Source organism: Paraburkholderia sp. BGA-UO-ETr-F21 (assembly GCF_059567925.1).
In genome coordinates this window covers 117,753-133,493 of the sequence record NZ_JCAQOY010000029.1, presented here as the reverse complement: position 1 = coordinate 133,493, position 15,741 = coordinate 117,753, and the positions used below count along the sequence as shown (strand labels likewise).

The following is a 15,741-nucleotide window of genomic DNA, read 5'->3' as shown; positions in this document are numbered from 1 at the left end:
AAGGACGGAGACATGAAAACCTATCGCATCGCAACCATCCCCGGCGACGGCATCGGCAAAGAAGTGGTGCCGGCCGGCGCGCAAGTTCTCGAAGCGCTCGCAAAGACCACGAAGTCGTTCGAATTCGAATTCGAAAACTTCGACTGGGGTGGCGATTACTACCGCGAGCATGGCGTCATGATGCCGGCGGACGGGCTCGATGCAATCCGCAACAAGGACGCGATCCTGTTCGGCTCGGCCGGCGACCCGGACATTCCCGATCACATCACGTTGTGGGGCCTGCGCCTGAAAATCTGCCAGGGCTTCGACCAGTACGCGAATGTGCGTCCGACCCGCATCCTGCCCGGTATCGATGGACCGTTGAAGCGCTGCAAGCCGGAAGACCTGAACTGGGTCATCGTTCGGGAAAACTCCGAAGGCGAATACTCCGGGGTGGGCGGCCGCGTCCATCAGGGACACCCGATCGAGGCCGCGACGGACGTGTCGATCCTGACGCGCGCCGGGGTCGAACGCATCATGCGTTTCGCGTTCCGTCTTGCGCAATCCCGTCCGCGCAAGCTGCTGACCGTCATCACCAAGAGCAACGCGCAGCGTCACGCCATGGTGATGTGGGACGAGATCGCTCTTGAAGTCTCGAAGGAATTTCCGGACGTCAAATGGGACAAGGAACTGGTCGACGCATCGACCGCCCGGATGATCAACCGCCCGGCGACGCTCGACACGATCGTCGCCACCAACCTGCACGCCGACATCCTTAGCGACCTCGCGGCCGCCCTCGCCGGCAGCCTCGGCATCGCGCCGACGGGCAACATCGATCCGGAGCGCCGCTATCCGTCGATGTTCGAGCCGATCCACGGTTCCGCGTTCGACATCATGGGCAAGGGCCTCGCCAATCCGGTCGGCACCTTCTGGTCGGTCGTCATGCTGCTCGAACACCTGGGCGAACTCGATGCGGCCAAACGCGTGATGCAGGCCGTCGAAGCGGTGACTGCCGATACGTCGCTTCATACCCGAGACCTTGGCGGCACGGCAACAACAGCCCAGGTAACGGCGGCTGTTTGCGCGCTCATCGAGAAAGCTGCGGTGCCCGCTGCCAACGCGGCATAAGCCTCATTAGCGACTCCGCTGAAGCCTGGTACACGGCCCGCGATCGTGCGGCCGTGGCCCGGCTCATCCTGAGCGCGGCGAATATAAGGCAGGAGACACGATGTTCACTTCCTTCAAACAATTTCCGTCCCTCTCTTTGCGAGTACAGGGATGAAGACCACCACCCAATTCAAGCTGCCGGTCGGTGACGCCGCACATAGCGAACGCGACGTCGAGCGCCTTTTGCAGGACATGTTCGAAGCCGCGATCGCGACTGCACAGCCATCGCTTCGTGTGCCCGATTTCCTGCCCAATCCGCCGCGCGGCCGCACGATTGTCATCGGTGCCGGCAAAGCATCGGCAGCGATGGCGCGAGCGGTGGAGGATCACTGGACCGGCCCGCTCGAAGGCCTGGTCGTCACACGCTATGGATACGCAGTGCCGTGCGACCGCATCGAGATCGTAGAGGCTGCGCATCCCGTTCCCGACGAGAACGGTCGGAAGACAGCGGAACGCATGCTGGAGCTCGTATCGGGACTGACCACCGACGACCTCGTCATTTGCCTGATCTCCGGTGGCGGCTCGTCTTTGTTGCCGCTTCCGGCCGAAGGGCTGACACTGCGGGACAAACAGGAAATCAGCCAGGCGCTGCTCGCCAGCGGCGCGACGATTGCCGAAATGAATTGCGTGCGCAGGCACCTGTCGGCGATCAAGGGCGGCCGTCTCGCGGCGGCCTGCTACCCGGCACGCGTCGTCAACCTGATCATCTCCGACGTGCCGGCCGACGCCGCCGGCGACGTCGCCTCGGGCCCGACCGTCGCCGACACGACGACGTGCTCCGACGCGCTTGCGGTTCTACGCCGGTATGAAATCTGCGCTTCACCCGCAGTGATCGCACTGCTCGAAAGCGGCGGCACGGAGACGTTGAAGCCGGACGATCCGCGCCTGCCTCAGATCGAAACGCATCTGATCGCGACGCCCCAACTCGCGCTCGAAGCGGCCGCGGAGCAGTCGCGCGCAGCCGGCATCGACGTTCACATCCTCGGCGACGCCATCGAAGGCGAAGCCCGCGACGTAGGCGCCGTGATGGCGGGCATTGCCAGACAGGTGAACCGCCGGGGCCAACCTTTTCGCGCACCCTGCATCCTGCTCTCCGGCGGCGAAACGACCGTCACCATTCGCGGCAATGGCCGCGGGGGGCGCAACGTCGAATTCCTGTTGTCACTGGGCGTGGCGCTGAACGGCGAGCCCGGCGTGTTCGCCATTGCTGGCGACACCGACGGCGTCGACGGTCAGGAAGAAATCGCGGGCGCAATGCTGCGACCGGACACACTGAAACGGGCTCGCGAACGCGGCATCCGTCCTTCCGAGCGCCTCGAAAACAACGACGCGCACGGCTTTTTCCAGGCACTGGGCGACTCGGTCATCACCGGGCCGACGCTGACCAACGTCAACGATTTTCGTGCCATCTTCATTGCCGCTCAGCACGGCGATCTTTCAGGGAGTCGATAAAGATGCGCCGCAACCGTAACGCAAAAATCGTCGCGACATTGGGCCCGGCAAGCACCAGCCGCGAAACCATCGAAGCGCTGTTCAACTCGGGCGCCGATGTCTTCCGGCTTAACTTCAGCCACGGCACGCACGACGATCATCAACGACGCCTCGCCGTCATCCGTTCGATCGAAAAGGACGCAGGCCGCCCGATTGGCGTGCTGCTCGATCTGCAAGGCCCGAAACTGCGGATCGGCACGTTCGCGAACGGTCCGATTGTGCTCGAGAAAGCCGCAGCCTTTCGACTCGACCTCGACGCCCAAACACCCGGCGACAACGCACGCGTCTCGCTGCCGCATCCGGAAATCTTCGCGGCCCTCAAACCGCAGACGAACCTGCTGCTCGACGACGGCCGTGTGCAGTTGCGAGTCGAACGCTGCGGCGCAGACTTCGCTGACACGACGGTCGTCGTCGGAGGGGCGCTTTCAGAGCGTAAAGGAGTGAACGTTCCAGACGTCGTGCTGCCGCTGTCGGCCATGACGGAAAAGGACCGCCGCGATCTGGAGTTCGGCATGACGCTGGGCATCGACTGGCTTGCGCTGTCGTTCGTGCAGCGTGTCGAGGACATCGTCGAGGTCCGCCAGATCTTCGGCGATCGCGTCGGCATCGTGGCCAAGCTCGAGAAGCCGGCGGCGATAGGCAGCCTCGATGCCATCGTCGATGAAGCGGACGCCGTGATGGTCGCGCGTGGCGACCTCGGCGTCGAGATGCCTGCCGAACAGGTGCCGGCGATCCAGAAGCGCATCGTCCGCGCGTGCCGCAAGGCCGGCAAACCGGTCATCGTTGCAACGCAGATGCTCGAATCGATGGTCGCAGCGCCGGTGCCGACACGTGCCGAAGCCTCGGATGTCGCCACGGCCATTTACGACGGCGCCGACGCCGTCATGCTCTCGGCCGAGTCGGCAAGCGGCAGATACCCCGTCGAAGCCGTACGAATGATGGACCTCATCATCTCGCAGACCGAACGCGATCCCTACTACAGGGAAGTCATCGCCGCGTCGCATGCGGCGCCTCGCGCTAACACGTCGGATGCAATCGGCTACGCGATGCGGCACGTCACCGGGCTGCTGAACGCGGTCGCGACAGTTGCGTACACGAGTTCCGGCTATTCCGCGCTGCGCATGGCGCGTGAACGGCCATGCGCACCGATCGTCGGCATGACACCGCAAACAGGCACGGCACGTCGCCTCGCGCTGGTGTGGGGCGTGCACCCGGTGCTGTGCAAGGAGGTCGTCGATGCACTCGAAGTGAGCGACCTTGCCTGCGAAACCGTGCGCACCGAAGGGTTCGGCAATCAAGGACAGACCGTCGTCATTTCGGCCGGCATGCCGTTCGGTACTCCCGGCACCACGAACCTCCTGCGTATCGCGCAGATCCAGTGACGCATCGCATGGCTTGTTCCGAAGGGGTTGAACGACACGCGCGCCTGACAGGACAAGAGCCGCATCAGATGGCTGCGGCGCGCACCGCACCCCTACTCCGTTTCTGAATAGAGCACTGCTCAAGCCTCCAAGGAGGAGACAATGATTTCCGATCTCGAAAGCCGGGTTTCCCGCAAGCTCATGCTGCGGATCATTCCGTTTGTCATGTTGCTGTATTTCGTGAGTTTTCTCGACCGCGTCAACGTGGGCTTCGCCGCGCTGTCAATGAACAAGGCCATCGGTCTTTCGCCGACGGCCTTCGGTCTCGGCGGCGGACTGTTCTTTATCGGCTACTTCCTGTTCGAAGTGCCGTCGAACCTGATTCTTCACAAGGTCGGTGCGCGCCGGTGGATTGCCCGCGTCATGGTGTCATGGGGGATCGTCTCGGCGGCTTCTGCATTCGTCGTCGGTCCGAACAGCTTCTACGCATTGCGCTTTATCCTGGGCGTCGCCGAAGCAGGCTTCTTCCCCGGCATCATTCTGTATCTCAGCCTGTGGTTCCCATCGCGTCAGCGTGCGGTTGCCGCGGCATGGTTCATGGCCGCCGCGCCGATCTCGACAGCGATTGGCTCGCCGCTTTCCGGCGCGATCATGAAGCTGCCTCCGATCGCCGGACTGGCTGACTGGCAGATGCTTTATATTCTGGAAGCGGTGCCCGCCATCATTCTCGGTTTCTTTGTCCTCAAGTACCTCACGGATACGCCAGCGAAAGCGCAATGGCTCGAACCGGAAGAGCGCGAATGGCTGATCGCGAAGCTGAAAATGGAAGCGGACGCGAAACAGTCGCATGCCGGCCATACCGCTGGTGCGCTCAGCGCTTTACGCGATCCGCGGGTTCTGGCGCTCGCATTGATCTACTTCGGCACGTCGGCCGGGCTGTACACACTCGGCCTTTGGGCACCGCTGATCATCCGCCAATACGGGTTCGGGTCGTTCGAGACGGGCCTGCTGGCGGGCGTACCAAGCATCCTCGCCGTGATAGCAATGATCGTGTGGGCAAAGCACTCGGATCGCACCGAAGAACGCACGTGGCACGTGGTCATCCCCTGTGTCGTGGCATGCCTCGGATTCGTCTTTGCCGGCAACGCCACCACCGCATTGATGATCATCCTGGCGCTGGTGATCGTAAACATTGGGATCAGCGCGGCCAAAGCGCCATTGTGGGCGATGCCCAGCATGTTCCTCTCAGGTGCCGGCGCAGCCGCGGGTATCGCGATGATCAATTCGGTCGGCAATCTGGGCGGCTTCGTCGGTCCCTTCGCAATCGGCTGGCTCAAGAATGTGACTGGCGGTTACTCCGCAGGGTTGTATGTGGTCGGTGCGACGCTGGCTGTGTCTGCGGTTGTCACGTTGATGCTGAGCCGGCAATCGAAGCAGGCACCGGTCGCGGCCGAAGAGCGACACGGCCACTGAGCTTGTACGGTCCATCGCCCAACGGACCATTACGCAAGTGGGCGCGTACGTCGCAGAGCGTTCAGTCTATGCCGCGCTGGCCGCATCCATGCTCGATGCCAAGCAGCGGTGCGTTCAGCCTGCGCGCTAGCGCCGCACCGCCTTCGCGCATCACCGCGTCGTGGTTCCATTGAAAAACGGGCCGCAATAGCGGTGCCAATGCATTCATCCACGCTCGGTTCGTATGCACACACCAGTCATAGCGGACCTTCGTATGGTTGCGTCCGTCGGTCGAAAAGCTCCACCTGCCGGCGCCGCCGACATCGCCACTGGCTTCCCCCTCCAGCGCGACCAATGGGTCGACGCGCGTCACCCGCATATCGAACACGAGACGATACGGCAAGCGGCCTTTCCATGTATAGCGTTGCACGAGACCCACGCCCTGATCGGAACCCGCCTCCAGCTGTTCCACGCGCTCGACGCTACTCCACCACTCAGGCCAGCGCGCAGAATCCTGGATTGCCGCCCAAACTTCCTGCACTGGTGCGTCGATGCGCCAGATGGTGGAAAAGCGGTATTCGACCGTCCGCAAACTGCCTCCGTTCTTGGTATTCTTCTGGGGAGTTTGTCACATGCTCACTGCATTTGCCATGACAGGCGAAACTCTACCGTGCTTCCACCCCTCGATATCGCGTCGGCCATCTGCGATAAAACGCGAAGCAGCTGGAGGCAGCCGGCCAGCGCATGGGAGTCACCGGCTGGGAAATTCACCTTGCCAAGCCCGGCCTGCTGCTACCCGACGCGGCTGGCTCATGCAGACCCGTTCGGCCTGTTGGCACGGTTGCGGCCCCAAAGGCCGCATTGGCGTGCCCAACCGATGCTCGAACGCCATCAAGCCGCTTTCGATCCCGTTCATACAGGCAGTGAGAGGCTTCGTCTATCGTGCGGTCATCCTCCAGCCAGGTCAGTGCCATCCGGTTCGGCGAGCGGCACGACGGATCCTGCACTTAAGTTGAACCGCGACCAGCTGAGAGAAACAATCCCGTCATGACCTCGGTCTGGCGGTGCGCAAGAAAGCTCATCTATTCGTTCAGACATGCATCCGGTTAAATGAGCGCGATCACGACATTGATATTGCCGCGCGTAGCCTTGGAATACGGACAGGTCTGATGTGCCCGGTCCGCCAGCGCCTGAGCGACGTCACGCGGCAAGCCGGGAAGGCTCACGTTCAAACGCGCCCCGAGAAAGTAGGCGCCCTCAGTGGTCCCGAAATCAATTTCGGCATCGACACTCGTGTCGGCCGGCAGCGTCACGTTCAAGGCGCGTGCGGCCCCACTCATTGCGCCAATAAAGCATGCCGACCAGCCGGCGCCGAACAGCTGCTCTGGATTCGTCCCGGCGCCTGTGGAACCGGGTCGCGAAAGTTTGATGTCGAGGCGGCCGTCCGAACTGCGCGCGGCTCCTTCGCGGCCGCCCGTCGTATGGATCTTGCCTGTGTACAGCACGTTTTCGATTCGAGTCATGATGGTTTGCTCCAGTTGATCAATGGAAGTATTAAAGCGCGCAGATGTATCCCACTTGTGTCGGAAAGCAGCGGTTCTGTAATTTCATGAATCAACCTGCACTGCAGATACAGTCCGATACACGGCTGCGACGTGCCAGATCCAGCGAATGCGACAGCGGGTTTCGCGCCGTCATATCGAGTGTCAGAAGAGATGTCGCGCGCCTCTCCCGACACCAAACGGATCACTGCACGGAAATGCGCGAGAGGCGCCCTTGCAGGGGACTCGGAAGCTCAGTGCCCAGCGCTCTGACCGCCGTCCACGTGCAGGATCTCGCCCGTGACGAACGGTGCGGAGTCGAGATACAGCACGGCGTTGACGATATCGCTCATCTCGCCCATATGGCCGACAGGATGCAGCGCGCCCAGCGCCTCATGCGTTTCTGACGCGTGCATCGGCGACTTGATGGCGCCCGGTGAGACAGCGTTGGCGCGGATACCCGTCTTCGCGTATTCGATTGCGAGCGATTTGGTGGCCGCGTTCAGGCCGCCCTTCGTCAGCGACGCGAGAACCGACGGCACGCCTGAGATTGCGTGGTCCACGAGGCTCGTCGTTATCTGCAACACGTGGCCGCTCTTGTTCTTTTCCATCTCAGCAATGGCGAGCTGCGTTTGCAGGTATCCAGATCGTCGACGTCGCTTCGGAAATTGCTCCGGGCCACCCTTCGGTGGCCAGATACCATCGGCGTACGACTTGGCGCGAATCGCAAAGCGCTCATCCAGACTTTCCCAAGACCAGATGTGGGTGATGCGTGGCGCGCCATCGAGCGCGTACATGTTGACCGTTAAGCGCGAGCGCTTCGAACGTTCGGGCATTGCGGATTCCCATGCTTTCATCGTCGGCACGAGTGCGCCCGGCCGCAACCAGTAAGTCCGGAGCAGCACTGTGGCTGAAAACCTACCCCGACCTGCGACGCGCGCGAGCTATCAAGGCTGTCATGGCGTTCCTCGTGGATTGCATCGACCGCGAACCACTGCTGAAGTCGGCGTGAATGAGGTTGAGGTTCTGGAGTCGGAAAACAGAACACGGCCACCTATGCGCATTGACGGGAGAGCGCCATGCGAAGCTATCGCGTCGCTGGCCACAACACGCTCATGACGCACAGCCTTGAAGCAAGCAACAAAACTAGCGAATAGATTGCAGCGAGTCTGCCGCGTTCGGCTCTCGCGGATACGCCGCCAGGCACAATTCGAGCACCTCAGCGCGCAGCCACCGATGGGCCGGATCCCGGTCGAGGCGCGGATGCCAGATCGCCGAGACGTCGAAAGCGGGTGTGAGCACAGGCAGCTCGAAGCCGTGAAGCCCGTTTGCGGCGGCATGATCAGGCGTGAACGGGTTGCCGAGGCAGGAGTGCGGAATGACGGCGAGCAGGTCCGAGTGGCGGGCTAGTTGCATGGCACTGGTGTAGGACGGCACCACCATCAACACCTTCCGGCGCAGGCCCTGTGCCTCCAAGGCCGCGTCCACCGGGCTGACTCCATCTTTGATACGCGAGGTCGCCACATGGCCGCACGTAGTCCAGTGCTCCGCGCTGATGCCGGTGCCGCTCATGAGGGGATGGTCGAGTCGGCACACGCCCACGTATCGGTCGCGGAACAGAAGGCGTGTACGGATCTCGGGCGCCGTGGTCCTGACAGTGCCGATCTCGAGATCAACCGTGCCTTCGCGTAGTGGCTGCGCGTCCCAGTCAGGCTTGGGCGTGAAGCAAAGCCGCACGCCAGGCGCTGTGCGGTGGATCCTCTTCATCAGGGGTGCGCCGAGCAGATCGATGAAGCCTTCCCCCGCTCGCAGCGTGAAGCTTTGCTCCAGGGTGGCGACTTCGAATGTATGGTCGGCGGGGTTCAGTAAAGCCTGCGCTTCGCGGGTCAGGCCGGGAAGACGCTGGCTCAACTGCTCCGCGTAAGGTGTGAGCACCAGCGTGCGGCCGGCCTGCAGCAGCAGGCGGTCGCCCGTGGCCGCACGCAGACGCGTGAGCGTGCGACTCATGGCGGAGACGCTCAGGTTCAGTCGCCGCGCCGCGCCCGTGATGCTGCGCTCGGTCAGCAGCGCATCCAGCGCGGTCAGGAGGTTGAGGTCGACGCGTGACATCCCTCCAGCATAGCCGAAAGCTGGTCAGGTATGGCGTTTGACGCAATCGTGGATTGTAGGCGGGGCGTCTGGTGCAAAGGTGGAGTGATCCCCCAGAATTCACTGCATCACCCGACGAAGAAGGAAAGCTCATGCCCCAAGCACGCGACCCGGCTCACACTCCCACGATTTTGCTCATCGGCGCCTCGCGCGGCCTTGGCCATGCGATGGCGGCCGAGTTTCTGAAGAAGGAATGGAACGTCATGGGCACCGTGCGCGCCGGCAGCGGCCGGACCCTGCTGCACGCCCTCGCCGATGCGCATCCGGACAGGGTCGAGATCGAGACGCTGGACATCACCCGGCCGGATGAGATCGACGCCCTGCACTCGCGCTTATCCGACCGGACGTTCGACATTCTGTTCGTCAACGCCGGCACGACCAATCCGGATCCAACCGAAACCATCGGCGAGGTATCGACCGGGGATTTCGTCAACCTCATGGTTGCCAATGCACTCAGCCCGATGCGGGTGGTGGAGCGCCTTGCCGATCTTGTCCCGCCCACTGGGTTGATCGGGGTCATGTCGTCCGGGCAAGGCAGCATCGCGGACAACGAGTCCGGTCAGCGAGAGGTCTATCGCGGCAGCAAGGCGGCACTGAATCAATTCATGCGCTGCTTTGCTGCGCGCCAGGCTCAAACGCCCCGCGCCATGCTGCTAATGGCACCGGGCTGGGTGCGCGCCGACCTGGGTGGGCCGGAGGGAAGACTGTCGATCGAAGAAAGCGTGCCCGGGGTCGTCAATGTACTGCTGGCCAAGCAGGGCCGTCCCGGCCTGGAATATCTCGATTATCGCGGCCGCACCGTCCGGTGGTGACGGCGATACGCCGGAATACTCAGCCAAACCCTGATCGAGCGGACCGCCGCGACTTAGGAGCACCGTGGCGGCACGGAAAGCCGTACGGATGCCTACCGATTCGTCGGCACCGCCGCCAGCCCCGCCAGCAAGGCCCTATGAAACGCCTTCGGGTCCTGCATCTGCGGCGCGTGCCCCAACTCCGCGAATTCGACCAGCGTCGCGTGCGGAATCGCCTTCGCTGCCGCCTTGCCCAGTTCCGGGTAATGGCCGATCTTCGCCCGCACCTCGGGTGGCGCCGTGTCCTTGCCGATCGCGGTGGTGTCCTTCTGGCCGATCAGCAACAGCGTCGGCATGCTCAATTGTCCCAACTCGTACACCACCGGCTGCGTGTAAATCATGTCGTACAGCAGCGCGGAATTCCACGCCACGATCTGCTTGCCCGGGCCGCGGTACATGCCCGCCAGCATCTGCACCCACGGCTCGTAGTCCGCGCGCCATTGCCCCGCATAATAGGTGGACTGCTCGTAGCGGCGAATGCCGTCGGCGGTCGTCTTCAGTTCGCGCTCATACCATTGGTCCACGGAAAGCGAGGGCACGCCCTTCGCCTTCCAGTCCTCCAGACCGATCGGATTGACCAGTACCAGTTGCTGCGTCTCGTGCGGATACATCAGCGCGTAGCGGATCGCCAGCATGCCGCCCGTGGAGTGCCCGATGACGGTCGCGTCGGTCACGCCGAGCGATTGCAGCAGCGCGTGCGTGTTGCGCGCGAGCTGTTGAAAGCTGTACTGATAGTGCTCGGGCTTGCTCGATTTGCAAAAGCCGATCTGGTCCGGCGCGATCACCCGATAACCCGCGTCGCTCAGTTGATGAATGGTCGCCTCCCACGTCGCCGCGCAGAAATTCTTGCCGTGCAGCAACACCGCTGTGCGGCCATTCGCATGCGCCGGTTTGATGTCCATATACGCCATGTGCAGCGCCACCCCTTGCGAAGTGAAGTCGTACTGGCCAACGGGCGCCGGGTAGTCGAAGCCCTGCAACTCGGGACCGTAAGCCGGCCCGGCATCGCCGCCGATGCTGCCGGCATTAGCGGCGTTGGTGGCGTTGGTGGCGTTGGTGGCGTTGGTGGCGTTGGTGGCGATCACAGCGGCCGCACTGGCCTGACTGTCCGTGGTCTGCGCGGTGGCGGCGTTCGCCGGCGTGGCGTCAGAAGCAGCGAAAACGGCGGACGCGCAGGCGCAAGCTAGCGCGCAAACGCCTACGGTGGCGAGCAAGGAAAGGCGGCGAAAACTCATCGAGGTTTTTTACAAAGGAAAAGCAACGGGGAACCTGCGAGGCAGGCGCACGGCGAGGCCAGCGCCCGAACCAGCGGCCGGGAGCGGACGATTCTACGACGCCCCGCCCGACTCTGCCGCCGCCAGCGCAAGCTCATGGCGCCACGGGCGGGCGTGGCACGCATATTGCGGCGGCCCACCTTGCGCTCTATGTGTTGTGGCGCACGGATCGCCGGGATGCAAGGGGAGATCGTGCGCAAGGTGGGCGCGTGAGCGGCGTCCGCACAATTCAGACTATTCGCCCACGGCAAATCAGTGCTAGAACTAGCAGACGGGCCCGCGAAGACGGAGCCGCCTGGCAGCACGAATCATCGGGGGAGCAAGCGACCCAAGCATCCGGGGCATACTAACCAGCAACCATCTTGCATGGGACCGGAGCAGGTGCTTTAGCTGTCGACCAGCGTTCGCGCGTCAGCGCGCCACACGGGTCCCCTGCAAAGCGCCAGGCCCGGTCGACAAAGGAGACAGACATGGACACTCCGGCACGGCTGAACGATCTGCAGCGCACCACCCTCGCCATCGTCCTCGCGGGCGGACGGGGCACGCGGCTCGGCCCGCTTACCAACAAACGCGTCAAGCCGGCCGTGCACTTCGGCGGCAAGTACCGGATCATCGACTTCGCCCTCTCCAACTGCCTGAACTCCGGCATTCGCCGCATCGCGGTCGTCACGCAGTACAAGGCGCACTCGCTGTTGCGCCATCTGCAGCGCGGCTGGAGCTTTCTGCGCGGCGAATTCGGCGAGTTCATCGACCTGTGGCCCGCGCAACAACGGGTGGAAGGCGCGCACTGGTATCGCGGCACCGCGGACGCGGTGTTCCAGAACCTCGACATCATCCGTTCGATCCGGCCGAAATACGTGGTGGTGCTGGCGGGCGACCACATCTACAAGATGGATTACACGCGCATGATCGCCGACCACGCGGAGAGCGGCGCGGATTGCACGGTCGGCTGCATCGAGGTGCCGCGCATGGACGCCGTGGCGTTCGGCGTCATGCACGTCGACGAAAACCGCCGGGTGACCGGCTTCGTGGAAAAGCCCGCCGACCCGCCGGCCATTCCGGGCCGTCCGGACACGGCGCTCGCCAGCATGGGCATCTACGTGTTCAGCGCGGATTACCTGTATTCGCTGCTCGAAGAGAACATTTCCTCCATCGACACCGATCACGACTTCGGCAAGGACATCCTGCCGCGCGTGGTCACGCAAGGCACGGCGATCGCGCATCCGTTCAGCATGTCGTGCGTGTCGTCGGACCCGAACGTGGAACCGTACTGGCGCGACGTCGGCACGATCGACGCCTACTGGGCCGCCAATCTCGACCTCGCCTCCACCATCCCGACACTCGATCTCTACGATCGCACCTGGCCGATCTGGACTTACCAGGAGCAGTTGCCGCCCGCCAAGTTCGTGCGCGACCTGAAAGGGCTGCAAGGCTCAGGCAACAATCTGATCGTGTGCGGCGGCTGTGTGATCTCAGGCTCGCAGATTTCGCGCTCGGTGCTCTCGTCCAATGTGAAAGTGAGTTCATTCTGTAACATCAATGAGGCAGTCTTGTTGCCGCAGGTCACCGTCGGCGCGAGTTGCCGATTGCAGAAAGTGGTGATAGACCGCGGCTGCGCCATACCGGACGGCACGGTGATCGGCGAAGATCCGGTAAGCGACGCCGAGCGCTTTTACCGAACCGACGACGGCGTCGTGCTGGTCACGCCGGAAGCGTTACGGCAGACGGTGAAGTAAGTCCGGTGCCGGTGTCAGACTCAACCCGCATTCACACAGGATAGAGACGGAGCCTATGACGATTCGCGCCCTGCACGTCGCAAGCGAGCTGTATCCCCTCCTCAAAACGGGCGGTCTCGCCGACGTCGCGGGCGCGTTGCCGCCCGCGCTGATCGAGCGCGGCGCGGACGTGCGGGTGCTGTTGCCCGGCTTCCCGGCGGTGCTCGCCGGTTTGGCCGATCTCGCGCCGGTCGCACAACTGGGCCGCCGGTTCGACGCACCGGGCGTTACGCTCGAGCGGGGCACGCTGGCCTCGAACGGCCTGGTCGTCTACGTGATCCGCGCGGACACGCTGTACGACCGGCCCGGCAATCCCTATCTCAATGACGAGCACGTGCCCTACGGCGACAACGCCCAGCGTTTCGCGCTGCTCGGCTGGGTCGCCGCGCAACTCGCCCAGCAGTTGGACCCCACCTGGTCACCGCAGGTCGTCCATGCACACGACTGGCATGCGGGGCTCGCACCCGCCTATCTGAAAGCGGCGGAGCGCCAGCAGGGCCGACCTTTCGCGCGCAGCGTCTTCACGGTGCACAACCTCGCGTATCAAGGCGTGTTTCCCGCTCATCAGTTCGGTCAATTAGGGCTGCCCGCCGATTACTTCAGCATGCACGGCGTGGAGTTTTACGGGCAACTGTCGTTTCTCAAGGCGGGCCTCTACTACAGCGACCGCATCACCACGGTCAGCCCGACCTACGCGCGCGAAATCCAGACGCTCGCCCAGGGCGGCGGACTGGACGCGCTGCTGCGCCATCGCTCGCACGATCTGAGCGGTATTCTGAACGGCGTCGACTACTCAGTCTGGAATCCCGCCAGCGACGCGCTGCTCGAAAACCACTACAGCGCCACGCGCCTCGCCGGCAAACTAACGTGCAAGGAGGCGCTGCAAAAGCGCTTCGGCCTTGCGCAGAAAAGCGACGCATTGCTGTTCGGCGTGGTGAGCCGCCTGACCGAACAGAAAGGCCTCGATCTGCTGCTCGAGGCAGTGCCTGAAATTATCCGGCACGGCGGGCAACTGGTCGTCTTCGGCACCGGCGACCCGGCGTTGGAAAACGGCTTGAAGCGGGCCGCGCAGGCGCATCCGGAATCCGTGGCGGTGGAACTGGGATTCGACGAGACGCTCGCGCACACCATCGTCGCGGGCAGCGACGTGATCGCGGTCCCGTCGCGCTTCGAGCCTTGCGGGCTGACCCAGCTGTATGCGCTGGCTTATGGCTCACTGCCGCTCGTGCATTGCGTGGGCGGCCTCGCGGACACGGTGGAGGACGCCTCCCTCGAAAATCTCGCCGACGACCTCGCCACCGGCTTCGTGTTCGAACGCTTCGAGCTGAAGGGGATCGGCGCCGCGATCCGCCGCGCGTTCGCCCTGTATGGACGCCGCACCGAATGGAAAGCCACGCAGCGGCGCGCAATGCGCCAGGACTTCGGCTGGGGCGCCTCGGCGGAGCGCTATCTGGCGCTGTATCGTGAGCTCGTGTGAGGCTGGCTTGAGGTTCACTTGAGTTTGGCTCACGGCCGCCCTCGCCGCCCGCACGTTTGATGGTTCGACGCAACAACACGGGGACGGATCAACTCGCGCGCGGCAAACTCATGTATTGTTGCCTGACGATGCACAGTGTGCCGATTTCCCGCATCATCTGAAGCAGTCCTGCCGCATGAGGCGTCCCGCATCCGACGGATCGCCACCGCGGCGCATCCTTCCCGTTTTCTTTGATCGCGCCTATCCGTTCGCGCGGGCCCTACCATGACGAAAAACGTTCTGAGCATCCAGTCACATGTCGTCTTCGGACACGCCGGCAACAGCGCGGCCGTGTTTCCGATGCGTCGGCTCGGCGTCAATGTCTGGCCGCTCAACACCGTACAGTTTTCCAACCACACGCAATACGGACATTGGACCGGTGGCGCGATCGACGCCTCGGAAATGGAGGATCTGGTCGACGGCATCGGCGCGATCGGCATGCTGCCGCGTTGCGACGCCGTGCTGTCCGGCTATCTGGGCACGCCCGAGCAGGCCCAGTCGGTGCTGGAAATCGTCAAGTCCGTGAAGGCCGCCAATCCTCGCGCGTGGTACTTCTGCGATCCGGTGATGGGCGCCGCGAGCGGCTGCAAGGTCGAGCCGGGCATCCAGGAGTTTCTCGTGCGCACCATGCCCGAGTTCGCCGACGCGATGGCGCCGAACCACACCGAACTGCAACGTCTGGTGGGCCGCGAGATCGAGACGCTGGAAGAAGCCGTCACCGCATGCCGCGAGATCATCGCTCGCGGGCCGAAGCTGATCCTGGTTAAACACTTGCTCGATCGCAACAGCCTCGCCGACCGCTTCAACATGCTGGTCGTCACTGAACGCGAAGCGTGGATGGGTCAGCGCCCGCTCTATCCGTTCGCACGGCAGCCGGTGGGCGTGGGCGATCTGACGAGCGCGGTGTTCGTCGCGCGTACGCTGCTCGGCGATTCGATCCGCGCCGCCTTCGAGCACACGCTCGCCGCCGTGAATGCGGTGGTGAAGGCGACCTGGCAGGCCGGGCGTTACGAACTCGAACTGGTGGCCGCGCAGAACGAAATCGCGCAGCCGCGCGAGTGGTTCGATGCGTGGGTGGCGGAGACGGCGTAAGTAGCGTGAGTCACCCGTTTGACGTGTCGTGCGCGGAACGCGACGCGGCTCGTTGGGCTCGGCCTCGGCCACCCGTCCTATAATGCGTGCCGCG

General features: G+C 63.6%; 13 protein-coding genes. 8 read left to right on the top strand and 5 right to left on the bottom strand.

What is annotated here, in order from left to right:
• The first annotated feature begins 12 nt into the window (after window positions 1–12).
• The 4 genes from AC57B1_RS17060 to AC57B1_RS17045 all read left to right on the top strand — a co-directional run bounded on the left by AC57B1_RS17060 (window position 13) and on the right by AC57B1_RS17045 (window position 5,471).
• The gene (locus tag AC57B1_RS17060; RefSeq protein ID WP_496418119.1) at window positions 13–1,107 is read left to right on the top strand and encodes a tartrate dehydrogenase; all 1,095 of its coding nucleotides are present in this window, start codon (window positions 13–15) and stop codon (window positions 1,105–1,107) included.
• A 231-nt stretch (window positions 1,108–1,338) separates the two neighbouring features.
• Window positions 1,339–2,598: a glycerate kinase type-2 family protein gene (locus AC57B1_RS17055; RefSeq protein WP_496418350.1), complete on the top strand. Its 1,260-nt coding sequence runs from the start codon at window positions 1,339–1,341 to the stop codon at window positions 2,596–2,598.
• Between the two features lie 2 nt (window positions 2,599–2,600).
• On the top strand, window positions 2,601–4,019 hold the full coding sequence (gene pyk, locus AC57B1_RS17050; RefSeq protein WP_496418118.1) for a pyruvate kinase: 1,419 nt from the start codon (window positions 2,601–2,603) through the stop codon (window positions 4,017–4,019).
• 141 nt (window positions 4,020–4,160) lie between these two features.
• Window positions 4,161–5,471, top strand: coding sequence for an MFS transporter (locus AC57B1_RS17045; RefSeq protein ID WP_408343105.1), 1,311 nt, complete (start codon window positions 4,161–4,163; stop codon window positions 5,469–5,471).
• A gap of 61 nt (window positions 5,472–5,532) precedes the next feature.
• Here AC57B1_RS17045 and AC57B1_RS17040 read toward each other — a convergent pair whose 3' ends face one another.
• The 4 genes from AC57B1_RS17040 to AC57B1_RS17025 all read right to left on the bottom strand — a co-directional run bounded on the left by AC57B1_RS17040 (window position 5,533) and on the right by AC57B1_RS17025 (window position 9,100).
• Entirely contained in the window at window positions 5,533–6,042 is a 510-nt protein-coding gene (locus AC57B1_RS17040; protein WP_408343103.1) for an SRPBCC family protein, read from the bottom strand.
• 514 nt (window positions 6,043–6,556) lie between these two features.
• A complete protein-coding gene (locus AC57B1_RS17035; protein WP_496418117.1) occupies window positions 6,557–6,973 on the bottom strand; it encodes an organic hydroperoxide resistance protein in 417 nt (138 codons plus the stop codon).
• A 272-nt stretch (window positions 6,974–7,245) separates the two neighbouring features.
• Window positions 7,246–7,896, bottom strand: a complete 651-nt coding sequence (locus tag AC57B1_RS17030) for an SDR family oxidoreductase (protein WP_496418116.1) — start codon at window positions 7,894–7,896, stop codon at window positions 7,246–7,248.
• Between the two features lie 241 nt (window positions 7,897–8,137).
• Entirely contained in the window at window positions 8,138–9,100 is a 963-nt protein-coding gene (locus AC57B1_RS17025) for a LysR family transcriptional regulator (RefSeq protein ID WP_496418115.1), read from the bottom strand.
• Window positions 9,101–9,231: 131 nt separating this feature from the next.
• Here AC57B1_RS17025 and AC57B1_RS17020 point away from each other — a divergent pair, with 131 nt between their 5' ends.
• Complete coding sequence (locus tag AC57B1_RS17020; RefSeq protein WP_496418114.1) at window positions 9,232–9,951, top strand: SDR family NAD(P)-dependent oxidoreductase; 720 nt, start codon at window positions 9,232–9,234, stop codon at window positions 9,949–9,951.
• A gap of 92 nt (window positions 9,952–10,043) precedes the next feature.
• Here AC57B1_RS17020 and AC57B1_RS17015 read toward each other — a convergent pair whose 3' ends face one another.
• Window positions 10,044–11,225: an alpha/beta fold hydrolase gene (locus AC57B1_RS17015; RefSeq protein WP_496418113.1), complete on the bottom strand. Its 1,182-nt coding sequence runs from the start codon at window positions 11,223–11,225 to the stop codon at window positions 10,044–10,046.
• A 509-nt stretch (window positions 11,226–11,734) separates the two neighbouring features.
• Between AC57B1_RS17015 and glgC the strand changes: the two genes are divergently transcribed.
• The 3 genes from glgC to pdxY all read left to right on the top strand — a co-directional run bounded on the left by glgC (window position 11,735) and on the right by pdxY (window position 15,647).
• Window positions 11,735–13,000, top strand: a complete 1,266-nt coding sequence (gene glgC, locus AC57B1_RS17010) for a glucose-1-phosphate adenylyltransferase (RefSeq protein WP_091795080.1) — start codon at window positions 11,735–11,737, stop codon at window positions 12,998–13,000.
• Between the two features lie 55 nt (window positions 13,001–13,055).
• The gene (gene glgA, locus AC57B1_RS17005) at window positions 13,056–14,516 is read left to right on the top strand and encodes a glycogen synthase GlgA (RefSeq protein WP_408343093.1); all 1,461 of its coding nucleotides are present in this window, start codon (window positions 13,056–13,058) and stop codon (window positions 14,514–14,516) included.
• Window positions 14,517–14,780: 264 nt separating this feature from the next.
• Window positions 14,781–15,647 (top strand): pyridoxal kinase PdxY, encoded by an 867-nt coding sequence (gene pdxY, locus AC57B1_RS17000; protein WP_091795086.1) that lies wholly within the window; start codon window positions 14,781–14,783, stop codon window positions 15,645–15,647.
• The last annotated feature ends 94 nt before the right edge of the window (window positions 15,648–15,741 follow it).